The following is a 23,572-nucleotide window of genomic DNA, read 5'->3' on the forward strand; positions in this document are numbered from 1 at the left end:
ACGTTTGGATCTTCCAGTGGTGCATGAACGCATGAAAAAGCCCCCGGAAGATCCTCTTCCGGGGGCTTTTTTTTGGACCGCATTCAGACAGGTTAAAACAGGTTAACGAGGAAGACAGAATGTTAGATAACTCACGTTTACGCATAGCTATTCAAAAATCAGGCCGTTTAAGCGACGACTCACGCGAACTGCTCGCCCGCTGCGGGATTAAAATCAACCTGCACACCCAGCGCCTGATTGCCCTGGCAGAAAATATGCCGATCGACATTTTGCGCGTACGTGATGACGATATCCCGGGCCTGGTGATGGATGGCGTCGTTGACCTCGGCATCATCGGCGAAAACGTCCTGGAAGAAGAGTTATTAACCCGCCGCGCGCAGGGCGAAGATCCGCGCTACTTTACCCTGCGTCGTCTGGACTTCGGGGGCTGCCGCCTGTCGCTGGCCACGCCGGTCGATGAAGCCTGGGACGGCCCGGCCGCGCTGAACGGCAAACGTATCGCCACCTCTTACCCTCACCTGCTGAAGCGTTACCTCGATCAAAAAGGCGTGCAGTTTAAATCCTGTCTGCTGAACGGCTCCGTTGAAGTTGCGCCGCGTGCGGGCCTGGCTGATGCCATCTGTGACCTCGTCTCCACCGGCGCCACGCTGGAAGCGAACGGCCTGCGCGAAGTGGAGGTGATCTACCGCTCCAAAGCGTGTCTTATCCAGCGCGACGGTGAGATGGCCGACGCCAAACAGCAGCTCATCGACAAACTGCTGACCCGCATTCAGGGCGTGATTCAGGCGCGTGAATCCAAATACATCATGATGCATGCGCCAACCGAGCGTCTGGAGGAAGTGATTGCCCTGCTGCCGGGCGCTGAGCGCCCAACCATTCTGCCGCTGGCGGGCGACCAGCAGCGCGTGGCGATGCACATGGTCAGCAGCGAAACCCTGTTCTGGGAAACGATGGAAAAACTCAAGGCGCTGGGCGCAAGCTCGATTCTGGTGCTGCCTATTGAGAAGATGATGGAGTAACGACCATGAGCTTTAACACAATCATCGACTGGAATACCTGTAGCGACGCGCAACGGCGCGAGCTGCTGATGCGCCCGGCAATTTCCGCCTCGGAGAGCATCACCCGCACCGTGGCGGAGATCCTTGATAACGTCAAAGCCCGCGGAGACGACGCGCTGCGCGAGTACAGCGCGAAGTTTGATAAAACTGAGGTCGACGCGTTACAGGTCACCGCGCAGGAGATCGCCGGGGCGGAAAGCCGCCTTGGGGATGAGATCAAACAGGCGATGGCCGTCGCGGTGAAAAATATAGATACCTTCCACACCGCACAGAAGTTGCAGCCGGTGGATGTGGAAACCCTGCCCGGCGTACGCTGCCAGCAGGTGACGCGCCCGGTGGCGTCCGTCGGCCTCTATATTCCCGGCGGCTCTGCCCCGCTGTTTTCGACCGTTCTGATGCTGGCCACCCCGGCGCGGATTGCCGGTTGTCAAAAGGTGGTGCTCTGCTCTCCGCCACCGATCGCCGATGAGATCCTGTATGCGGCGAAGCTGTGCGGCGTGCAGGCGATCTATAAAGTAGGCGGTGCGCAGGCGATTTCAGCCCTGGCGTTCGGCACGGAATCCATTCCGAAGGTCGACAAAATCTTTGGTCCGGGCAATGCGTACGTGACCGAAGCGAAGCGCCAGGTCAGCCAGCGTCTGGACGGTGCGGCGATTGATATGCCAGCCGGTCCGTCTGAAGTGCTGGTGATTGCTGACAGCGGCGCAACACCGGATTTCGTGGCCTCTGACCTGCTCTCGCAGGCTGAGCACGGCCCTGACTCGCAGGTGATTTTACTGACGCCGGATGCCGACATGGCAAAACGCGTGGGCGACGCCGTTGAGCGTCAGCTGGCTGATCTGCCGCGTGCGGAAACGGCGCGCCAGGCGTTGTCTGCCAGCCGCCTGATTGTGGCCCGCGATCTTGACCAGTGCATCGCCATCTCGAATCAGTACGGGCCGGAGCACCTGATCATTCAGACCCGCACCGCGCGCGATCTGGTCGACAGCATAACCAGCGCAGGCTCGGTATTCCTCGGCGACTGGTCACCGGAATCCGCCGGGGATTACGCCTCCGGCACCAACCACGTGCTGCCAACGTATGGCTATACCTCAACCTGCTCCAGCCTCGGGCTGGCGGATTTCCAGAAGCGCATGACCGTGCAGGAACTCTCCCGCGAGGGATTTGCCTCGCTGGCGTCGACAATTGAGACGCTGGCCGCCGCCGAGCGCCTGACTGCCCACAAAAATGCCGTGACGCTGCGCGTTGCCGCCCTGAAGGAGCAAGCATGAACATCGAAGAATTAGCCCGCGAAAACGTCCGTCGCCTGACGCCCTATCAGTCTGCGCGTCGTCTGGGCGGGAACGGCGACGTCTGGCTGAATGCCAACGAATATCCCACGGCGGTGGCCTTTGAGCTCTCGCAGCAGACGCTGAACCGCTACCCGGAGTGTCAGCCGAAAGCGGTGATAGAGAACTATGCGCAGTATGCAGGCGTGAAGCCTGAGCAGGTGCTGGTCAGCCGTGGGGCGGATGAAGGGATCGAGCTGCTGATCCGCGCGTTCTGTGAGCCGGGTAAAGACGCGGTAATGTACTGCCAGCCGACCTACGGGATGTACAGCGTCAGCGCCGAAACCTTCGGCGTGGCCTGCCGCAACGTGCAGGCGCTCGACAACTGGCAGCTGGATTTGCAGGGCATCGCCGATAACCTCGACGGCGTGAAGGTGGTGTTTGTCTGTAGCCCGAATAACCCCACGGGGCAGATTATCAATCCGCAGGATATCCGTGCCCTGCTGGAGATGACGCGCGGCAAGGCGCTGGTCGTGGCCGACGAAGCCTATATTGAGTTCTGCCCCCAGGCGACGCTGGCAGGCTGGCTTGAAGAGTATCCGCATCTCGTTGTGCTGCGTACCCTTTCCAAAGCCTTCGCCCTCGCCGGCCTTCGCTGCGGGTTTACGCTGGCAAACAAAGCGGTTATCGACCTGCTGCTGAAAGTCATCGCCCCGTATCCGCTCTCAACCCCGGTTGCCGATATTGCGGCACAGGCGCTGGCCCCGCAGGGCATCAGCGCGATGCACGAGCGTGTGGCGCAGATCCTGGAAGAGCGTCAGTATCTTGTCGATGCCTTGAAAACGATTCCGTGCGTCGAGCAGGTGTTCGACTCGGAAACCAACTACATCCTGGTTCGCTTCACCGCCTCAAGTGCGATATTCAAATCGTTGTGGGATCAGGGCATTATCTTACGAGACCAGAATAAACAACCTACCCTGAGCGGCTGCCTGCGGATTACCGTCGGCACCCGTGCAGAAAGCCAGCGCGTGATTGACGCCCTGAAAGCGGAGAAAGTATGAGTCAGAAGTATCTCTTTATCGATCGTGACGGCACCATCATCTCGGAGCCACCCAGCGATTTTCAGGTCGATCGTTTCGACAAGCTGGCGTTTGAGCCCGACGTGATCCCGGTGCTGCTGAAACTTCAGAAAGCAGGCTATACGCTGGTGATGATCACCAACCAGGACGGTCTGGGCACCGACAGCTTCCCGCAGGCGGACTTTGACGGCCCGCACAATCTGATGATGCAGGTGCTGACCTCGCAGGGCATCGCTTTTGACGAGGTGCTGATCTGTCCGCACATGCCTGCCGACGAGTGCGACTGCCGCAAGCCAAAAGTGAAGCTTGTTGAACGTTATCTGGCGGAAGAGGCGATGGATAAAGCCAACAGCTACGTCATTGGCGATCGCGTCACGGATATCACGCTGGCGGATAACATGGGCATTGCGGGTCTGCGCTATAGCCGCGACACGCTAAACTGGGCGATGATTGGTGAGCAGCTCACCAGACGCGACCGCTACTCACATGTGGAACGTAACACCAAAGAGACGCAGATCGACGTGAAGGTCTGGCTCGACCGCGAAGGCGGCAGCAAGATCCACACCGGCGTCGGTTTCTTCGACCACATGCTGGATCAAATCGCCACCCATGGCGGCTTCCGCATGGAGATCACCGTTAAGGGCGACCTGTATATCGACGATCACCACACCGTGGAAGATACCGGCCTGGCGCTGGGCGAAGCCCTGAAGCTGGCGCTCGGCGACAAGCGCGGCATCAACCGCTTCGGCTTTGTTCTGCCGATGGACGAATGCCTGGCGCGCTGCGCGATGGATATCTCCGGGCGTCCGCACCTGGAATATAAAGCCGACTTCACCTACCAGCGCGTGGGGGATCTCAGCACCGAGATGGTAGAGCACTTCTTCCGCTCGCTTTCTTACACCATGGGCCTGACGCTGCATTTGAAAACCAAAGGCAAAAACGATCACCATCGCGTCGAGAGCCTGTTCAAAGCCTTTGGCCGTACCCTGCGCCAGGCGATCCGCGTGGAAGGTGACGCTCTGCCCTCGTCGAAAGGAGTGTTGTGATGAACGTGGTGATTCTGGACACCGGATGCGCCAACCTGAACTCCGTACAGTCGGCGATTATGCGCCACGGCTACGAGCCGGTGGTGAGCCGCGATCCGGACGTGGTGCTGCGCGCGGATAAACTCTTTCTGCCGGGCGTTGGCACCGCGCAGGCGGCGATGGATCAGATCCATGAGCGCGAGCTGGTGGATCTCATCAAAGCCTGTACTCAACCGGTGCTGGGCATTTGCCTCGGCATGCAGCTGCTTGGTCGCCGCAGCGAAGAGAGCAACGGCGTTGATCTGCTGGGCATTATTGAAGAAGACGTGCCGAAAATGACCGACCACGGCCTGCCGCTGCCGCACATGGGCTGGAACCGCGTTTATCCGAAGGCGGGCAACAGGTTGTTCCAGGGTATCGAAGACGGCGCGTACTTCTATTTCGTCCACAGCTACGCCATGCCCGTGAATACCTACACCATCGCCCAGTGCAATTACGGCGAGGCGTTCACCGCCGCCGTGCAGAAAGATAACTTTTACGGCGTGCAGTTTCACCCGGAACGCTCCGGCGCCGCCGGCGCGCAGCTGCTGAAAAATTTCCTGGAGATGTGATGATAATTCCCGCTTTAGATTTGATTGACGGCACGGTTGTTCGTCTCCACCAGGGCGATTACGGGCAGCAGCGCGACTACGGCAACGACCCGCTGCCGCGGTTACAGGCTTACGCCGCCGAGGGCGCTGAGGTGTTGCATCTGGTCGATCTGACCGGCGCGAAAGATCCGGCGAAGCGCCAGATCCCGCTGCTTAAAACACTGGTGGCTGGCGTGGACGTCCCCGTGCAGGTGGGCGGCGGCGTGCGTACGGAAGCCGATGTTGCCGCCTTACTGGACGCGGGCGTGGCGCGCGTGGTAGTCGGTTCGACCGCTGTGAAAGATCCTGAGAGTGTCAAGGGCTGGTTCCGCCGCTTCGGTGCGGATGCGCTGGTGCTGGCGCTGGATGTGCGCATTGACGAGCAGGGTAACAAGCAGGTCGCGGTCAGCGGCTGGCAGGAAAACTCCGGCGTAACGCTGGAAGAGCTGGTCGGGATGTATCTCCCGGTAGGGCTGAAGCATGTGCTGTGCACGGATATTTCACGCGATGGTACGCTCGCAGGATCTAACGTCTCGCTGTATGAAGAGGTTTGCGCGCGTTATCCGCAGGTGGCGTTTCAGTCCTCTGGCGGTATCGGCGACCTGGCGGATATTGCCGCTCTGCGCGGCACCGGCGTGCGCGGCGTGATCGTGGGTCGCGCGCTGCTGGAAGGCAAATTTACGGTGAAGGAGGCGATTCAATGCTGGCAAAACGGATAATTCCCTGCCTGGACGTGCGTGATGGTCAGGTTGTAAAAGGCGTGCAGTTCCGCAACCACGAGATCATTGGCGACATCGTTCCCCTGGCTAAGCGCTATGCCGAAGAAGGCGCAGACGAACTGGTATTTTACGACATCACCGCCTCCAGCGATGGCCGCGTAGTGGACAAAAGCTGGGTGGCGCGCGTGGCTGAGGTGATTGATATTCCCTTCTGCGTGGCGGGCGGGATTAAATCTGCTGACGATGCGGCGAAAATTCTCTCTTTCGGTGCGGACAAAATTTCGATTAACTCCCCTGCGCTCGCCGATCCAGAGCTGATTACACGTCTGGCGGATCGCTTTGGCGTGCAGTGCATTGTCGTGGGGATCGACACCTGGTTTGATACCGCGACGGGCAAATATCACGTTAATCAGTACACCGGCGATGAAAGCCGCACGCGCGTCACCCAGTGGGAGACGCTGGACTGGGTACAGGAAGTGCAAAAACGCGGCGCGGGTGAAATCGTGCTGAACATGATGAACCAGGACGGCGTACGCAACGGTTACGACCTGGAGCAACTGAAAAAAGTGCGCGCGGTCTGTCACGTTCCGCTGATTGCCTCCGGCGGCGCGGGCACCGTGGAACACTTCCTTGAAGCCTTCCGCGATGCGAACGTTGACGGCGCGCTGGCCGCTTCCGTGTTCCACAAACAGATTATCAATATTGGTGAGTTAAAAACGTACCTGGCCGACCAGGGCGTGGAGATCAGGGTATGTTAACAGAGCAACAACAGGCGCAGCTGGACTGGGAAAAAACTGACGGATTACTGCCGGTGGTTGTACAGCATGCCGTTTCAGGCGAAGTGCTGATGCTGGGGTACATGAACCAGGAGGCACTGGCAAAAACGCTCGACAGCGGCAAGGTGACGTTTTTCTCGCGCACCAAACAGCGCCTGTGGACGAAAGGGGAAACCTCGGGCCACTTCCTGAATGTGGTCAGCATTACGCCAGACTGCGATAACGACACCCTGCTGATGCTGGTCAACCCGATTGGACCGACCTGCCACAAAGGCACCAGCAGCTGCTTCGGCGAGGCGAGCCACCAGTGGCTGTTCCTCTATCAGCTGGAACAGCTGCTGGCAGAGCGTAAATCAGCGGATCCCGAGAGCTCATACACGGCGAAGCTTTACGCCAGCGGCACCAAACGTATAGCGCAGAAAGTGGGTGAAGAAGGCGTTGAAACAGCGCTGGCGGCCACCGTACATGACCGGGAAGAACTGACGAACGAAGCGTCGGATTTGATGTATCACCTGCTGGTGCTGCTTCAGGATCAGGAGCTGGATTTAACGACGGTGATTGAGAATTTGCGCAAACGGCATAAATAAAAAAAGACCGGGGAGACCCGGTCTTTTTTTGTATGTAAATCAGGCTTTTGGTTTGTAGTTTCTCAGCGCGTTACGGCCAAGAACGACAGCAGAACCGATGATCCCGCCGAGGAGAACGGCAAGGATGAGAGTAATGGCCTTTTTGGGACTGTCACGACGTATAGGCAGATTAGGTTTCATGATGTAACGGTACACGTGTAACGTGTCTGGATTAACGTTAAGGTTCTGAATATCCAGTAAATTTTGTTTGGTCTGATAATAGAGACTAGTAAAAACCAGCGGACGAGACGCTTCGTTTTCAATCATCGATTTTAGGGCTTCACTACCCAGCAGGAACATGGTTTCTTGGGTCACATCCTGTGTTTGTTGAATCTGCGGACCTTTGATTTTCGCAGCTTCTGCGTTTTTTAATGCCTCAGTAATCTGCTTAATACGCAGATCTTTTTGCTCCTGCGCAACTTTCTCCTGGTTTTGAAGAGAGTCGTTTAAGGTTGTTATCTGCTGTTTGAGGTTATCACTCAAATCAAGCGTCAGCTCTTTTGCCGTCTGCTCATCGACCTGCTGAATATACTGTGCCAACTGCTTTTGCGCTGCTTCAGCCGATTCACCTTGATAGCTTACGGTTAATGGCAACGTCTGCCCTTTAACAGTAGGTTCGATAGTGAGTTTTTCGGGTTCTTCCTGATTTTCCAGGGCTTGGGCCAGGGCAGAAAAGGATGAATTGAAACGACCAATGGCACGATTCTGAATGTCGGTCATTGAGGGGCCTGAGCCGCGATAAAGTATGTCTAATGCATTAGAATAAGTTGCAATTTGTGCTGCATCAGGTTGGGATATGATAGCAGACGATGTCCATTTTTCTTGAACAACGGTAATGTACACAGTAGCAAGAACGATAAATATAGCGGTGAACGCCCCTATTACCCACTTACCACTCCATAATTGCAGCAATAAATCGAGAAAATCAATTTGTTCCTGGTCATTGCTACTAATGACCGGGTTATTGTTGTTTTGCGTCATACAATCCCTAACAAATGAAAAAGGGCAAAATAATCATGTTTACATAGTGTATCTCTTGTTGGCGATTTTTCTATAAGAATCCGATGAGTTATATCGGAAAGATGGGTTAGGTAACTCTCTCTCAACGCGCTATCATAGCCGTATTTTGCTGCCTAAGGGCATAACAGGTACATAGTGTTGATGAGGGATATTATGAAATTTTTGGTAACGGGCGCGGCAGGCTTTATCGGTTCTCACGTCAGCAAGCGTCTGCTTGGCGCAGGGCATGACGTCGTTGGGATTGATAATCTGAATGATTACTACGACCCCAACCTCAAGCTCGCCCGCCTCGAACTGCTCAAATCCCAGAGTTTTACTTTCCACAAGCTGGACTTAGCGGACCGCGAGGGCATGGCTGCGCTCTTCGCCAATGAGAAATTTGACCGCGTGATCCATCTTGCCGCCCAGGCGGGCGTGCGCTACTCGCTGGAAAACCCCCATGCCTACGCGGATGCTAACCTGGTAGGTCACCTGAACGTGCTGGAAGGCTGTCGCCACAACAAGGTTCAGCATCTTCTGTATGCGTCATCCAGTTCCGTTTACGGCCTCAACCGAAAAATGCCGTTTTCTACTGACGACTCCGTGGACCATCCGGTCTCCCTGTATGCCGCCACCAAAAAAGCTAACGAGCTGATGTCGCATACCTATTCGCATCTGTACAACCTGCCGACCACTGGTCTGCGCTTCTTTACCGTGTATGGCCCGTGGGGGCGCCCGGACATGGCGCTGTTTAAATTCACCAAAGCTATGATTGAAGGCAACAGTATCGACGTCTACAACTACGGTAAGATGAAGCGCGACTTCACCTATATCGATGATATTGCGGAGGCGATTATTCGCCTACAGGACGTCATTCCTCAGGCCGATGCCGACTGGACCGTCGAAACCGGTTCGCCAGCAACCAGCTCTGCCCCGTATCGCGTATATAACATCGGCAACAGTTCACCTGTCGAACTGATGGATTACATTACCGCGCTTGAAGAGGCGCTGGGCAAAGAAGCAGTCAAAAATATGATGCCGATCCAGCCGGGGGATGTGCTGGAGACCAGTGCGGACACCAAAGCGCTGTACGACGTCATTGGTTTTAAACCACAGACCTCAGTCAAAGAGGGCGTAAAAAACTTCGTCGACTGGTACCGCAACTTCTATAACGTTTAAAAACAAAAAACCCGGCAGAGTGCCGGGTTTTTTTATATCACGATTTAAATCAGTCGCTGCCGAACAAATCGCGGGTATAAACTTTATCTTTCACGTCCGCCAGCTCTTCCGCCATGCGGTTGGAGATAATCACGTCCGCTTCTTTCTTAAACGCATCCAGATCGCGGATCACACGTGAATGGAAGAACTCGTCTTCCTGCATGGCCGGTTCATAAATGATCACCTGCACGCCTTTCGCCTTAATACGCTTCATAATCCCCTGAATGGAAGAAGCGCGGAAGTTATCGGAACCGCTCTTCATGATCAGGCGATACACACCCACCACTTTCGGCTGACGCGCGAGAATGGAATCCGAGATGAAGTCTTTACGCGTGCGGTTGGCATCCACAATGGCGGAAATCAGGTTGTTCGGCACCGCCTGATAGTTTGCCAGCAGCTGCTTGGTATCTTTAGGCAGGCAGTAGCCACCGTAACCGAAGGACGGGTTGTTGTAATGGTTACCGATACGCGGGTCAAGACACACGCCTTCGATGATCTGACGGGTGTTCAGACCTAAGCTCTCGGCATAGCTGTCAAGTTCGTTGAAGTAAGCCACACGCATCGCCAGATAGGTGTTAGCGAAAAGCTTAATGGCCTCAGCTTCTGTGGAATCGGTGAACAGTACCGGAACATCTTTTTTAATGGCGCCTTCCTGAAGTAATGCAGCAAAACGCTCCGCACGCTCGGAACGCTCGCCAATCACGATACGGGATGGGTGCAGGTTATCGTATAACGCCCTGCCCTCGCGGAGAAATTCCGGCGAGAAGAAGACATTATCAATACCCAACTCTTCTTTAATCGATTTGGTAAAGCCCACTGGAATCGTCGACTTGATGATCATCACTGCGTTAGGGTTAATTGCCGTAACGTCTTTGATCACCGCTTCAACGGTTGAGGTATTAAAATAGTTGGTTTTAGGATCGTAGTCGGTCGGCGTGGCGATGATGACGAAATCCGCATCGCGGTAAGCGTCTTCTTTGTCCGTGGTAGCGCGGAAGTTCAGCGGTTTAGTCGCGAGGTATTCTTCAATCTCTTTATCGACAATAGGAGACTTCTTCTGGTTAAGCATGTCCACTTTTGCCTGCACGATATCCAGCGCAACCACTTCATGGTTTTGTGCAATCAGAATACCGTTTGAGAGACCAACATAGCCTGTTCCGGAGATGGTTATTTTCATTTGTTTGACTTCTTCAAATTTGAGTTTCTGGAGGCGTAAGCACACCACCGCAATAAACAACTGTTGAGGTTTTTACCTCTTAAGTTGAGGGACTGTCAAGGCGAATGCCTTGCTTCAGAAAGGGATAAAGGTAGTGGTTTACGCGGCAATGAAAGTGGCAGGCTGGAAAAACTAAGTCAACATGGGCCTGAAAGCGATAAAAAAAGCCCGGTGAGACACACCGGGCCATGCTATCAGACTGAGTTAAATCAGATTAATCCAGCCATTCAGTGTGGAACACACCTTCTTTATCCGTACGCTTATAGGTATGCGCACCGAAGTAGTCACGCTGTGCCTGAATCAGGTTCGCTGGCAGAACGGCAGCACGATAGCTGTCGTAGTATGCCACCGCAGCGGAGAAGGTCGGAACCGGGATACCATTCTGCACTGCGTACGCAACCACATCACGCAGCGCCTGCTGATATTCGTCAGCAATTTGTTTGAAGTAAGGTGCCAGCAGAAGGTTTGCGATACCCGCGTTTTCAGCATAGGCATCGGTGATTTTTTGCAGGAACTGAGCGCGAATGATACAGCCGGCACGGAAGATCTTCGCGATCTCACCGTAGTTCAGATCCCAGTTGTTCTCGTCAGATGCCGCGCGCAGCTGGGAGAAGCCTTGCGCGTAAGAGACGATTTTACCCAGATACAGCGCGCGACGGACTTTCTCAACGAACTCGGCTTTATCACCAGCGGGTTTGGCCTGAGGACCAGACAACACTTTAGATGCCGCCACACGCTGCTCTTTCAGAGAAGAGATATAACGTGCAAAAACAGATTCGGTGATCAGGGACAGTGGCTCACCCAGGTCCAGAGAGCTCTGGCTGGTCCATTTACCGGTGCCTTTGTTCGCGGCTTCATCCAGAATCACATCAACCAGGTATTTTCCCTCTTCATCTTTCTTGGTGAAGATATCTTTGGTGATGTCGATCAGGTAGCTGTTCAGCTCGCCTTTATTCCACTCGGTAAAAGTCTCTGCGAGCTCCTCGTTGGAGAGGTTCAGGCCGCCCTTCAGCAGAGAGTAGGCTTCAGCAATCAGCTGCATGTCGCCATACTCAATGCCGTTGTGAACCATTTTCACGTAATGACCAGCGCCATCAGGACCGATATAGGTCACGCATGGCTCACCGTCTTCAGCGACGGCTGCGATTTTAGTCAGGATAGGCGCGACCAGTTCGTACGCTTCTTTCTGTCCACCAGGCATGATGGATGGGCCTTTCAGGGCGCCCTCTTCACCGCCGGATACGCCGGTACCAATGAAGTTGAAGCCTTCAGCAGACAGTTCACGGTTACGACGAATGGTGTCCTGGAAGAAGGTGTTGCCGCCATCGATAATGATGTCACCCTTATCCAGATACGGTTTCAGTGAATCGATAGCTGCATCGGTACCTGCGCCCGCTTTCACCATTAACAGGATACGACGAGGTGTTTCCAGAGACTCAACGAACTCTTTAACCGTATAGAAAGGAACCAGTTTCTTGCCTGGATTCTCAGCGATGACTTCTTCGGTCTTATCACGGGAGCGGTTGAAAACGGAGACGGTATAACCACGGCTTTCGATGTTGAGCGCCAGGTTGCGCCCCATCACTGCCATACCGACAACGCCGATCTGTTGCTTGGACATTACATACTCCTGTCAGGTGTGGTCGCCGCGACTGTTGCGCGGCTTGAAATGTATTTTAAATATTAACCCAGGAAGCTAACTCATGGATAGCACAAAACAGTGAATTTGCATTGCTTTAGCTTTCATTATCTGTAATGAGAAATCATTCTTAATAAGTTGCGCAAAAATCCTCAATTTCATTTTTTAATGCTGCGCATCGAATGCTTCTCAGATGATCTAATTCCTGTGAATTGTAAAGAATCGCACTTGTTGAATACTCATCCCATGACGGCCTCTTTGGATCAGTAAAGGTTTTCACCGTCACTATTAGTATAGTCAACGAAACAGCCCCTACAATCGCCCCAAACTGTGTGATTCCCATTTTATTTCTTCTGCTTGTAAGCGCATGACTGAATATGTAAGATAACGGTAGGATTGAAAAATAGTTAAATCGTGAAAACGCAGGCATAAAATAGAATGCTATATGAAAACACGCTGACATAAATGCCAAGGCCCAAAGTTTATCTAACTCATTGTACCTTTCCCTACGTATTAAATAGTAAAAAATAATAATAATATCAGCACATACACCAAACCCTATTTCTGCTTTAAAGGTATCTAACTCACGAACATATATAGCAACTTTCCTATAAAGTTCTAAACCAATTATTGGAATATTAGAGACAAATCCTAAATTGAAGATTATTATACCCCCAAGAAAAACAAAGAAGACCACAACAACCATGCCAGCAATAATGATTGTTTTTTTCTTTAAGTTAACTAACAATCTAAACAACAAAATAAACAATGCTGAATAATGGAACAGAGCAGCAATTAATATATATTTATAAAATTTTTTCGAATTACCCTGAAGTAGATAATTGAATGCAAAGAAAGAAATACAAATCGCCACAAATTGCCGTATCTGGTCTACTACTAAAGCCATCCCCCCTAAAAAGATAACGCAAGTAATAAACGCAGGTCCATTGATGGCAACGCAGCTATTCTTTGTCAATTTATAAAGCAAAAAGAAACAAAAGGAATAGAAAACAAATATTACTATCTGAAACACACCGATGGAATTTGCAGCGATAAATAAATAAATATTGAAAAGCAAATCATATCGAATATCAAACGCGCTCTTGAAATAATCGAAAACATAATAATAATTTAACCAATCTACACCATTAAAGTAATAGATAGTAAAGAAAACAGTGAACATTGAAGTTACAGCAAAAGACATCACTTTCGAATAACTTTGATTAATCGCGCATACAACCACACAGAATAAACTAAATGTAATTAAAAAAATCCAGGGCATATTTTCGACTCCATGCTGTTTTGGTAAGCCCATATACCTATAAGATAAATAACTGATGAGTAACTTTATGTTGGTTATAGCATAAACATTCGTACGTTTTAGATTCTATACGTCGTCTCTCATCAAGGAGTATTTAATGTTATTAATAGTTCGCATTAGCCAGAGTCATTGTATAATTTATAGAATAAAAAAATATAACACTTACGTCAAACTCAGCGAGAATGAATGACCTATAAAATACGACTGAAAAGTATCGAAATTTATTACTGTTGCATTAAAAAATCAGTTTTTTGCAGTATTAATAATACAGCCCCAACAACAAATATAAGTGATACCGTAGGTTTTTTAGAACATAAAAAATCACTCTATCTTAATTAATTGTATTTATAATTATCCAAATTTGTTCACAAGGACGACCTAACAATTCTTATCTCAACACTCATCTTACTAAGGCTGTTTCAATAATTTATTTATTACATCCAAATACTTATTAATAACAATTTTTTCATCAAATTCTTTCTGTACTTTTTCTCTACTTTTCTCGCTCATCTTTTCTTTTTCATTAGGCGATAATAAAATAAATTTTTCAAGACCATACATTAGGCTAGTCATAGATTTTGGTTCACACAGGAAACCATTCACGCCATCATCAACGACCTCTTTACATCCAACATTGTCTGTAGTAATTATTGGCCTACCAATCGCGGCTGCTTCTAAAAGAGACTTAGGCACACCTTCTCTGTAATATGAAGGAAGTACTATGCAATCAGAACGTTTTAATTCATTCTCAACATGATCTGTGAAACCCAAATAATTAATTATCTCTTGATTTTGCCATGCTTCAATTTCATCAAATTTAATTGCGGAAGCACTACATGTATCTAATGGCCCTAATAAACAAAATTCCAGATTAGAATAACGTTTTTTTAATTCTTTTGCTGCTTCAGCATATAGACGCACACCTTTTTCCGCAATTAACCGTGCTACTAGTAAAAATCTAATTTTATCAGATGTACTAATAGCAGAATATTCGAAGCGCGATAGATCAACACCTGAACCAGGCAACCGATCGCAATTTTCGGGGCGCACGATACCTAAATCGATAAAAAGCTTTTTATCGTCATTATTTTGAAAGAAGATATAGTCTGCTTTTTTTTGGCTTGTTTTATATAAAAATGAAACAAGCCGAGAAAAGAGATTATTTTCAATAAACGCTACACCCAGACCAGCTATGTTATTAATTATCTTAATATTAAGAAAACTTGCCGCATAACTTGCATATATATTATTTTTCGGCGTGAAATTTAATGTTAATTCTACCTTTTGTTTTTTGAAGACTTTATAGAAGTCATAGATAGTTTTCAAATCGAAGAACGGGTTTTTCCCCCATCTCTGCATTTTGATTTGAACATATTTACAGCCCAATGATTCTAATTTTTCTTTATAATCCAGATCAGAAGATACCGCAATTATTTCGTGCCCACTATTTATTAGTGCCAAAATAGTATTTCTGCGAAAATTATAAATATACCAACTGGTGTTTGCAGTAATCGAAATTTTCATTTATTAAACTTATTTAAAAAAAGAATGTTTTTTCATTACGCCATCTTTTAAACCACGCAGCATATATATCATTCTTGATTTGCGTGGTGAAACGTTAGCGAAAATAATGAATTTTATAGGCATGAAGATCAATAATTTAATTTTATAGGCTAGTTCAAATTGAGGCTCTCGAAGTGAAAAAACCCAATTGCGATACACATAATACAATCTAAATGGAGAGCCTATGTTAATAGATTTACCTAATGGAAGATGCATATCTTTAGCGCCAAGATTATGTTTCATAGCAACCTTAGTTGTCATTAACACATGATAACCCAGATATCTTGCTCTATAACACCATTCAATATCGATAGAATCAATAAACCATTCTGCTTTATTTAAGCCTATTGCAGAAAATACATTTACATTATACAGTGTACCTGAAGAAATAATAGATTTAACACTATATATGGAATCATTTATCTTAGTACTATTTCGGAAATATTTTTCATACCGTTTATGATTTCTTTCATTGATAACAGATGGGCCTATGCAAGCGATTTTAATACCGTTTAATGCCTCGACTTTTTTGTACTCGCTATAAAGTTCTGCAATCAAACCATCCTCTACAGATGAATCCTGATCAAATGTTATAATATAGTCAGCATTATTTTTAATAGCTTGCACAAAACCAATGTTTTGTGCATAAGCGATACCTAGATTTTCTTTTGGTTGAATGAGTATAGTGTCATTTTTTTCTTTAAGATAGGCTTTAAGGTTATCCTGGCATGTAGCATCATTGCTATTATCGACAATAATTACCTTTTCTACTTGATTATTAATAGCATCAAGGTTTTTGCTAAAGGAATTTAAGTCTGGATTATAGGTCACAATTAATGCGAAAATCTTCAATTTTGACTCCATAAGAAGCATTTTTTTCTGAAAATAAACATAAGCAACGAAGCAAGGGTTTCAGTGATTAACACCGAGAGTGCTGCGCCAATTGCTCCAAAGAAATGAACAAATAATGGCATATGTATTATGTGGAGGATCGAAACCACAAAGTATATCATTCTTAGGAGTTTAGTTTTACCTTGAGTCAAATATAAGTTCTGTGCATATGCTATTCCGAAAGATATAGAAATTATACTAAATGACAAAATATAATAAATAGGTAAACCTGCGAAATATTGCTGTCCTAAAAACATTCGGTATATTAACTGACTAAATAATATCAATCCTGTAACAATCAACATAGAAAAGCCAACGAGTATTATTGTTGACTTACGCCACAGCAGGTAAAACTCATGGCCTTCTTTTTTAGATATTCTTGGAAAAAATGCTTGCGCAATTGGTGAAAGGACCCCTTGCGCTGCGGCTTTTAATTTTTCGGCACTAGAATAATAACCTGTTTCTGTTGGTCCGCGAACAGAACCCAGATAAATCAGCGTTAATGAACTGTACACATTAGTGAATACATTTGATATGAAAATATCAAAACCGCTTTTGAATCTAAATAATAATCCTTTCCAAGAGGTTTTATAGAATGAATTATATTTCAATACGGATTGCAAATAAAAAATAGATAGAATATTCGGTAAAGCTATGTTTAATGAATATGCGATCATAGCAATATATATATCATCTTTATTTCTTACAAATAGCACTACAATTAAGATTGATAGAATTCTTGCTATGCAAGTTGAGATAACTATAAATCCTGTCCTCTCCTTACCAATAAAAAAGTGAGTTTGATTACATACAGAGCTTAAAACTGTCATTAATAATATGAGGTAACAAAATGAATATCCATACTCAGGGAGTATAAAATACGTAGAAGCCACCAAGATAGTGCAAACCAGAAAGATTAAAAAGCGGCACTTTATAATCTCGCTTAATATTTTGTTTTCGTCAAATTTATGTAAAGCTCTGGAAATATCCCTTGCACCTGTCAATGTGAAACCATATTCCACTAACATTATTAAATATTGTTGAGCAGCCAGAAACATTGATAATATCCCGAACTGCGTCACACCAAGGCTGCGTGTTATTACTGGCAATGTGATAAATGGAAAGAGATAAATACTACCTCTAACTAAAAAAAGATGAAAAATAGATTTAAGGGGGACGTCTCTGATAAATTTTCTCATGAGCTTATAAAAATGCTAAACCCTACAAAAATTAAAGCTGTAGGGTTTCTGCTTTGTTCAGAGGGATTTGAAGGTTGGCTGTTGCAAATCTTTCGCAGAAAGCAAAGGTGCATCCTCGAGAGGCCAGTCAATTTGGATGTCTAAATCATTCCAAATCAACCCTCTGTCACTTTCAGGGTGATAATAATTTGTCGTCTTATAAACAAACTCAGCAACATCACTCAAGACTAAAAACCCATGAGCAAACCCTTCAGGGATCCAAAGTTGTCGTTTATTTTCAGCAGACAAATTCACACCAACCCATTTCCCAAACGTTGGCGAAGATTTTCGAATATCAACCGCAACATCAAAAACTTCACCCGCGATACAACGCACTAGTTTGCCCTGTGCATACGGTTCCAGTTGATAATGCAGACCACGCAGAACACCTTTGCTGGATTTTGAATGATTGTCCTGCACAAAATCAACTTTACGTCCTACCGCCTCTTCAAATACTTTCTGGCTGAAACTTTCAAAGAAAAAACCACGATCGTCACCAAATACTTTTGGTTCAAAAATCAGCACATCAGGAATATCAGTTTTAATTACGTTCATGTCTTAGTAACCTTTAATCATCTTCAGCAAGTATTGGCCATAGGCATTTTTCTTCAATGGTTCAGCCAGTTTCTTCACCTGCTCAGCATCAATAAACCCTTTGCGATATGCAATCTCTTCCGGGCAGGACACTTTCAGCCCCTGACGCTCTTCAATCGTCGCAATAAAATTGCTCGCCTCGATCAGGCTCTGATGTGTACCGGTATCCAGCCAGGCATAGCCACGCCCCATCATTGCAACGGATAGACGGCCCTGCTCCAGGTAAATACGGTTGATGTCGGTAATTTCCAGCTCGCCGCGCGCGGAAGGCTTCAGGTTCTTCGCCATTTCCACTACATCGTTATCGTAGAAATAGAGTCCCGTAACGGCATAGTTACTTTTCGGTTCAAGCGGTTTCTCTTCCAGACTGATTGCCGTACCATCCTTATCAAACTCCACCACGCCATAACGTTCAGGGTCATTGACGTGGTAGGCGAATACGGTTGCACCGTTACCTTTTTTTACTGCGGCTTCCAGCTGTTTCGGCAAGTCATGGCCATAGAAAATATTATCGCCCAGCACCAGCGCACAGCTATCGTCACCAATAAACTCTTCGCCAATGATAAAGGCCTGTGCCAGTCCGTCCGGGCTTGGCTGGACTTTATACTGAAGGTTTAACCCCCACTGGCTACCGTCACCGAGCAACTGCTCAAAGCGTGGAGTGTCCTGCGGCGTACTGATTATCAGAATATCTTTAATCCCTGCCAGCATGAGCGTAGACAGCGGATAGTAAATCATGGGTTTGTCGTAAATTGGCAGCAGTTGCTTGCTTACCGCCATGGTCACCGGGTAGAGACGAGTGCCGGATCCGCCGGCAAGGATAATACCTTTACGTGTAGCCATTATAATTTCTCTATAAACACGAAATGCCCGTAAACGGGCATTTTTTCAATGGATTAAATGGATTGTGCCGTGAAAAGCTCAGCAAGCATACGTTTCACACCAACATGCCATGCAGGCAAGACCAGATTGAAGTTCTGCTGAAACTTCATGGTATTTAAGCGTGAATTGTGTGGGCGACGCGCAGGCGTCGGATAGGCCGTGGTTGGTACAGCATTCAGCTTTTCAATTGCCAGCTCAATGCCTGCCTTTTTGGCTTCCTCAAACACTAATGCCGCATAGTCGTACCAGGTTGTCGTTTCAGAGGCAACCAGATGGTAAAGCCCGGCAACATCTGGTTTCACCATCGCGACGCGTATGGCGTGGGCAGTACAATCGGCTAACAGCTCAGCGCCTGTTGGGGCACCCACCTGATCGTTAATGACCGAAAGCTCTTTGCGTTCTTTAGCCAGACGCAGCATGGTCTTTGCAAAATTGTTGCCTTTGCCTGCATATACCCAGCTTGTGCGGAAAATCAGGTGATGAGGGCAGTTATCCTGCAATGCTTTTTCGCCATCCAGTTTCGTCTGACCATAAACATTCAGCGGTGCCGTTACATCTGTCTCACTCCAGGGGGTTTCGCCATCACCCGGGAAGACGTAATCCGTAGAGTAGTGAACAACCCAGGCGCCGATCTTTGCAGCTTCTTTCGCGATAGACTCAACGCTTGTCGCATTCAGCAACTTCGCAAACTCTGGTTCCGATTCTGCTTTATCCACTGCGGTATGTGCGGCTGCGTTGACGATCACATCAGGTTTAATATTACGCACCGTCTCAGCAATCCCTTCCGGGTTGCTGAAATCGCCACAGTAATCTGTAGAATGCACATCAAGCGCAATCAGATTGCCAAGTGGAGCCAGCGCGCGCTGAAGCTCCCAGCCCACCTGCCCTGTTTTACCGAACAGAAGAATGTTCATTATTGACGTTCCCCGTAGTTCTGTTCGATCCAGGTTTTATAGGCACCGCTTTTAACGTTATTAACCCAGTCCTGGTTGCTCAGATACCATTCCACGGTTTTACGAATTCCACTTTCGAATGTCTCCTCAGGCTTCCAGCCCAGCTCAATCCCAATTTTATGCGCATCAATCGCATAGCGGCGGTCATGTCCTGGACGATCGGCAACATACGTTATCTGATCGCGGTAAGAGCCTTCTTTAGGCACGATCTCATCCAGCAGATCGCAAATAGTGTGCACAACGTCCAGGTTTTGCTTTTCGTTATGACCACCGATGTTGTAAGTTTCCCCCGGTTTACCCTGAGTCACAACGGTGTAAAGCGCACGGGCATGATCTTCAACATAGAGCCAGTCGCGGATCTGGTCGCCTTTGCCGTAAATCGGCAGCGCTTTTCCGTCCAGCGCGTTCAGGATCACCAGCGGGATCAGCTTTTCCGGGAAATGATACGGACCGTAGTTGTTTGAACAATTGGTGACAATCGTCGGGAAACCGTAGGTGCGCAGCCAGGCGCGAACCAGATGGTCGCTGGACGCTTTGGAGGCAGAGTATGGGCTGCTTGGCGCGTAGGCTGTGGTTTCAGTGAACAGCGGAAGCTCTGAGGATGCCGGATGTTCATCCGGGTGCGGCAGATCCCCGTACACTTCATCGGTGGAGATATGATGGAAGCGAAACGCTTTTTTCGCTGCGTCATCAAGGGTTGACCAGTAAGCACGGGCAGCTTCCAGAAGCACATAGGTCCCAACAATGTTGGTTTCAATAAATGCGGCCGGGCCGGTAATGGAACGGTCAACGTGACTTTCAGCCGCCAGGTGCATTACCGCATCCGGTTTATGCTCAGCAAAAATACGGTCCATAGCCCCTTTATCACAAATATCTGCATGCTCAAACACATAACGTTCGCTAGCGCTGACATCGTTAAGGGACTCCAGGTTACCGGCATACGTCAGTTTATCCACGTTGACGACTTCGTCCTGGGTATTTTTAATAATATGTCGTACAACCGCTGAGCCGATAAAGCCGGCTCCACCCGTCACAAGAATTTTCACGTTATCTATTCCGTTTTGTAGATATGTCGAGATATTGGCGTTCTGAACCCAGGTATTAATTCAGGGTTCAGAAATTTTGCACGCTACCGCCCCTGGCTTGACAGCTACCAGTGCACTGAGCGAGTGTTGAATATAAGATTGACTGTCTGATTTCAGACAAAAACTGGCGTTAATTGTCGTCCTAAATGGACTCGGAAACAAGTACAAATCGTTACAAATCAGCCCAGATTTGAAGCAGATAACTCTTTGTTATCATAGGAATTGATAATAAAAAGCGGCAGCCATTATTTTTGTTATGTAAAAACATAACTTAAATAATGGCTGCCGCGCATGAAGTCTGTCTGGCTAAGGAAGGACTAACTGTCTTCAGCCAGCAACTTCTCAATCCGGCTTCTGAACTTCGCCCCTTCCTTCAGGTTACGCAGGCCATAGTTCACAAACGCCTGCATATACCCCATTTTCTTACCGCAGTCATAGCTGTCGCCGGTCATCAGCATCGCATCAACCGATTGCTTCTTCGCCAGCTCAGCAATCGCATCGGTCAGCTGGATACGGTCCCAGGCACCCGGCTCGGTTTTTTCCAGTTCAGCCCAGATATCCGCATTCAGCACATAGCGGCCTACCGCCATCAGGTCGGAGTCCAGGGTCTGCGGCTGATCGGGTTTTTCGATAAACTCAACGATACGGCTCACCTGCCCTTCCGTCTCCAGTGGCTCTTTAGTCTGGATAACGGAGTACTCAGAAAGATCGCCCTTCATACGTTTCGCCAGCACCTGGCTGCGCCCCGTCTCGTTGAAGCGCGCGACCATTGCCGCCAGGTTGTAACGCAGCGGATCGGCGGAAGCAGTATCGATAATGATATCGGGCAGAACGACGATGAACGGGTTATCTCCCACCACCGGGCGCGCGCACAGAATAGAGTGGCCCAGGCCCAGCGGCTGCGCCTGACGCACGTTCATGATGGTCACGCCAGGAGGACAGATAGACTGAACTTCTGCCAGAAGCTGACGCTTGACGCGCTGCTCAAGCAACGCTTCGAGTTCATAAGAGGTGTCGAAGTGGTTCTCAACGGCATTCTTCGAAGAGTGCGTCACCAGAACGATTTCTTTGATCCCCGCAGCAACAATCTCGTCGACGATGTACTGAATCATCGGCTTGTCAACGATCGGCAGCATCTCTTTAGGAATGGCCTTTGTGGCGGGCAACATGTGCATGCCCAAACCCGCTACCGGTATGACTGCTTTCAAATTAATCATTATTTCTTCCACCTTAAAATGGTTGACGAATTATAGCTTTTAAACCTGTTTTCGCCAGCATGTTTTGCCGTAAATATGAAGTAATCCTAGGTCACCCCACCACAAATTACAGTAGTTGTAATCTGAATAGATCGCGATTTTGTTCCAGGAATAGTCGCAAAATAGGCTGTATGATTACCTGTGCGGCAGCGCAAAATTCAATCGTTCCGTATTCACCACGTGTTGATCGACCCGATCAATATCCACCGAACTCTGTCCCTTTTCATTTACCGCATGAATGTTCGCCAGCGACAGCAGCGTCTCGTTTTTAGCCATAAACTTCCCGCGCACGTCCTTGCGCAAGTCAAAGTTCATCTTCAGGGCGGGCCCCGTTGTAGACTCTTGCATCACCTTGATATTCCGCAAGAAAAGATGCTGCGGCTTGTTGTGTAGCTCCAGCGTTGCCTGCTGCATGTTGACGTTGGTAATGGCGACGAACGACGTGGCATTGCCGGAGGAAATCTGGATCCCGCGCAGCTTATAGGCAAGCTGTCGGTTATCCAGGCGAATATCATTAAGTTTGAAGTTCTGCGGTATCGACAGATAATCGCCCTTAATCACCCCATACCCGATTAGCATTCCGGCGCTGTTCACCATATCGACATTATCAATGACGAAATTATCACAGCCATAAATAGCTACCGTCGCGTTATCAATTCCGGCTTTTTTACTGAAGTCAGGGGTAATATTGCTGGCCTTGATATTACGAATCACAAAGTGTTTACCGTTTTCGACATGAACCAACTGTCGACAGTTGCTGCCGGTGATATTTGCCACGACGAAGTTTTTAACGGTCTGCTGTTCCGGGTAATCATTGTCGTACGTACTGCCGGCCAGCCCAATGCCTATGCCCCAGTTAATCTTGCCATTGGTGCAGTTGATGTTGTCGATTACATGGTCAGAGATCAGGATATTGCGGTCGTTAATCGCCACGTTCCACTCAATCGCGTCACCCTGCAAGTGGCTGAATTGACTGTTGGTAATGCGCGCGCCGTCCACCTGATTATGAAACCCCTGACGCAGAATCGCATAGTTGGCCTGTGACACATTGATGTTATCAATGAGCAGATTGCGCATTACCCTCGGCTTCTTGCCGCCGATGTAGATCTGAGTAACGGGGCCGAAGCCGCTCATCGCCAGCCCTTTAATGACACAGTCGGAGCCTCGCACGTCCAGCGTAATGTTATGCGTGCGCCCCTCACCTTCCCCAATGACCTTACAACCCTCCTGGAGTACAAATCGTCCACGCCCGTTGCCCTTCAGCGCACCGCGGATCAGCAGGGTTTTGCCATCAGGAATGAAAATGCCGGTATTGATGTTTTCACAGGTGAACCCGGCGGGAACGACCACGGTATCGCCCTCGGTAAACGCCTGCTTAAAGGCGGCGATCCAGTCGTTATTGTTGTAGCGATCGACAGAAACCGTCTTCCCGGTTGCCGCCCGCGCAGCGCGGGGCGACAGCAGCGGCATGGCAGCCAGAACGGATAAAGAAGAGACAAATCGGCGTCGGGTAATCTTTTTCAGCATACAACCTCAG

Annotated in this window: 22 protein-coding genes and 1 other annotated feature (1 of these 23 cut by a window edge); of the genes, 9 read left to right on the forward strand and 13 right to left on the reverse strand. The window is 48.7% G+C overall.

The features are described from left to right. Positions 1-74 (forward strand) — a sequence feature (His leader region) (it extends 50 nt beyond the left edge of the window). Between the two features lie 45 nt (positions 75-119). From hisG to hisIE, 8 genes are read left to right on the forward strand one after another with little or no spacing between them, the layout of a single operon-like run. After that, positions 120-1,019 (forward strand): ATP phosphoribosyltransferase, encoded by a 900-nt coding sequence (gene hisG / locus G6Q29_RS03940; protein ID WP_003859492.1) that lies wholly within the window; start codon positions 120-122, stop codon positions 1,017-1,019. Between the two features lie 5 nt (positions 1,020-1,024). After that, positions 1,025-2,329, forward strand: a complete 1,305-nt coding sequence (hisD, locus tag G6Q29_RS03945; protein WP_165464587.1) for a histidinol dehydrogenase — start codon at positions 1,025-1,027, stop codon at positions 2,327-2,329. Further along, positions 2,326-3,387, forward strand: a complete 1,062-nt coding sequence (gene hisC, locus G6Q29_RS03950) for a histidinol-phosphate transaminase (protein WP_165464588.1) — start codon at positions 2,326-2,328, stop codon at positions 3,385-3,387. The genes hisD and hisC overlap by 4 nt, the downstream gene beginning before the upstream one ends. Next, on the forward strand, positions 3,384-4,451 hold the full coding sequence (hisB, locus tag G6Q29_RS03955) for a bifunctional histidinol-phosphatase/imidazoleglycerol-phosphate dehydratase HisB (RefSeq protein WP_165464589.1): 1,068 nt from the start codon (positions 3,384-3,386) through the stop codon (positions 4,449-4,451). The genes hisC and hisB overlap by 4 nt, the downstream gene beginning before the upstream one ends. Beyond that, entirely contained in the window at positions 4,451-5,041 is a 591-nt protein-coding gene (gene hisH, locus G6Q29_RS03960; protein ID WP_003859485.1) for an imidazole glycerol phosphate synthase subunit HisH, read from the forward strand. Before hisB ends, hisH begins: the two co-directional genes overlap by 1 nt. Continuing rightward, the gene (gene hisA, locus G6Q29_RS03965; RefSeq protein ID WP_023306557.1) at positions 5,041-5,778 is read left to right on the forward strand and encodes a 1-(5-phosphoribosyl)-5-[(5-phosphoribosylamino)methylideneamino]imidazole-4-carboxamide isomerase; all 738 of its coding nucleotides are present in this window, start codon (positions 5,041-5,043) and stop codon (positions 5,776-5,778) included. The genes hisH and hisA overlap by 1 nt, the downstream gene beginning before the upstream one ends. Further along, a complete protein-coding gene (hisF, locus tag G6Q29_RS03970) occupies positions 5,760-6,536 on the forward strand; it encodes an imidazole glycerol phosphate synthase subunit HisF (protein ID WP_165464590.1) in 777 nt (258 codons plus the stop codon). Before hisA ends, hisF begins: the two co-directional genes overlap by 19 nt. Continuing rightward, entirely contained in the window at positions 6,530-7,141 is a 612-nt protein-coding gene (gene hisIE, locus G6Q29_RS03975; protein ID WP_063931558.1) for a bifunctional phosphoribosyl-AMP cyclohydrolase/phosphoribosyl-ATP diphosphatase HisIE, read from the forward strand. The genes hisF and hisIE overlap by 7 nt, the downstream gene beginning before the upstream one ends. A gap of 39 nt (positions 7,142-7,180) precedes the next feature. Here the strand turns inward: hisIE and wzzB are convergent, their stop codons facing one another. Continuing rightward, positions 7,181-8,161 carry an LPS O-antigen chain length determinant protein WzzB gene (gene wzzB / locus G6Q29_RS03980; RefSeq protein ID WP_165464591.1) on the reverse strand — a complete coding sequence of 327 codons (981 nt, stop codon included), beginning with the start codon at positions 8,159-8,161 and terminating at the stop codon, positions 7,181-7,183. Positions 8,162-8,353: 192 nt separating this feature from the next. Between wzzB and G6Q29_RS03985 the strand changes: the two genes are divergently transcribed. Continuing rightward, positions 8,354-9,358 (forward strand): NAD-dependent epimerase, encoded by a 1,005-nt coding sequence (locus G6Q29_RS03985; RefSeq protein WP_165464592.1) that lies wholly within the window; start codon positions 8,354-8,356, stop codon positions 9,356-9,358. A gap of 49 nt (positions 9,359-9,407) precedes the next feature. Here G6Q29_RS03985 and ugd read toward each other — a convergent pair whose 3' ends face one another. The 12 genes from ugd to wcaM form a co-directional block, all read right to left on the reverse strand. After that, the gene (ugd, locus tag G6Q29_RS03990) at positions 9,408-10,574 is read right to left on the reverse strand and encodes a UDP-glucose 6-dehydrogenase (RefSeq protein WP_032673946.1); all 1,167 of its coding nucleotides are present in this window, start codon (positions 10,572-10,574) and stop codon (positions 9,408-9,410) included. A 253-nt stretch (positions 10,575-10,827) separates the two neighbouring features. Further along, positions 10,828-12,234: an NADP-dependent phosphogluconate dehydrogenase gene (gene gndA, locus G6Q29_RS03995; protein ID WP_023303973.1), complete on the reverse strand. Its 1,407-nt coding sequence runs from the start codon at positions 12,232-12,234 to the stop codon at positions 10,828-10,830. A 148-nt stretch (positions 12,235-12,382) separates the two neighbouring features. Then, positions 12,383-13,534 (reverse strand): EpsG family protein, encoded by a 1,152-nt coding sequence (locus G6Q29_RS04000; protein ID WP_165464593.1) that lies wholly within the window; start codon positions 13,532-13,534, stop codon positions 12,383-12,385. Between the two features lie 447 nt (positions 13,535-13,981). After that, a complete protein-coding gene (locus G6Q29_RS04005; RefSeq protein ID WP_165464594.1) occupies positions 13,982-15,097 on the reverse strand; it encodes a glycosyltransferase family 4 protein in 1,116 nt (371 codons plus the stop codon). 9 nt (positions 15,098-15,106) lie between these two features. Further along, positions 15,107-15,988: a glycosyltransferase family 2 protein gene (locus G6Q29_RS04010; protein WP_165464595.1), complete on the reverse strand. Its 882-nt coding sequence runs from the start codon at positions 15,986-15,988 to the stop codon at positions 15,107-15,109. Further along, on the reverse strand, positions 15,985-17,226 hold the full coding sequence (locus G6Q29_RS04015) for an oligosaccharide flippase family protein (protein ID WP_165464596.1): 1,242 nt from the start codon (positions 17,224-17,226) through the stop codon (positions 15,985-15,987). The genes G6Q29_RS04010 and G6Q29_RS04015 overlap by 4 nt, the downstream gene beginning before the upstream one ends. A gap of 57 nt (positions 17,227-17,283) precedes the next feature. Then, positions 17,284-17,820, reverse strand: coding sequence for a dTDP-4-dehydrorhamnose 3,5-epimerase (gene rfbC / locus G6Q29_RS04020; RefSeq protein WP_165464597.1), 537 nt, complete (start codon positions 17,818-17,820; stop codon positions 17,284-17,286). A 3-nt stretch (positions 17,821-17,823) separates the two neighbouring features. Further along, positions 17,824-18,702 (reverse strand): glucose-1-phosphate thymidylyltransferase RfbA, encoded by an 879-nt coding sequence (gene rfbA / locus G6Q29_RS04025; RefSeq protein ID WP_165464598.1) that lies wholly within the window; start codon positions 18,700-18,702, stop codon positions 17,824-17,826. Between the two features lie 53 nt (positions 18,703-18,755). Next, on the reverse strand, positions 18,756-19,655 hold the full coding sequence (gene rfbD / locus G6Q29_RS04030; RefSeq protein ID WP_165464599.1) for a dTDP-4-dehydrorhamnose reductase: 900 nt from the start codon (positions 19,653-19,655) through the stop codon (positions 18,756-18,758). Beyond that, positions 19,655-20,740: a dTDP-glucose 4,6-dehydratase gene (gene rfbB / locus G6Q29_RS04035; protein WP_165464600.1), complete on the reverse strand. Its 1,086-nt coding sequence runs from the start codon at positions 20,738-20,740 to the stop codon at positions 19,655-19,657. The genes rfbD and rfbB overlap by 1 nt, the downstream gene beginning before the upstream one ends. Positions 20,741-21,096: 356 nt before the next feature. Further along, positions 21,097-21,996, reverse strand: a complete 900-nt coding sequence (gene galF, locus G6Q29_RS04040) for a GalU regulator GalF (protein ID WP_165464601.1) — start codon at positions 21,994-21,996, stop codon at positions 21,097-21,099. A gap of 174 nt (positions 21,997-22,170) precedes the next feature. After that, positions 22,171-23,562, reverse strand: coding sequence for a colanic acid biosynthesis protein WcaM (wcaM, locus tag G6Q29_RS04045; RefSeq protein WP_165464602.1), 1,392 nt, complete (start codon positions 23,560-23,562; stop codon positions 22,171-22,173). Between the last annotated feature and the right edge of the window lie 10 nt (positions 23,563-23,572).

The organism is Enterobacter cloacae, assembly GCF_011078175.1.
Lineage (GTDB): Bacteria > Pseudomonadota > Gammaproteobacteria > Enterobacterales > Enterobacteriaceae > Enterobacter > Enterobacter cloacae_Q.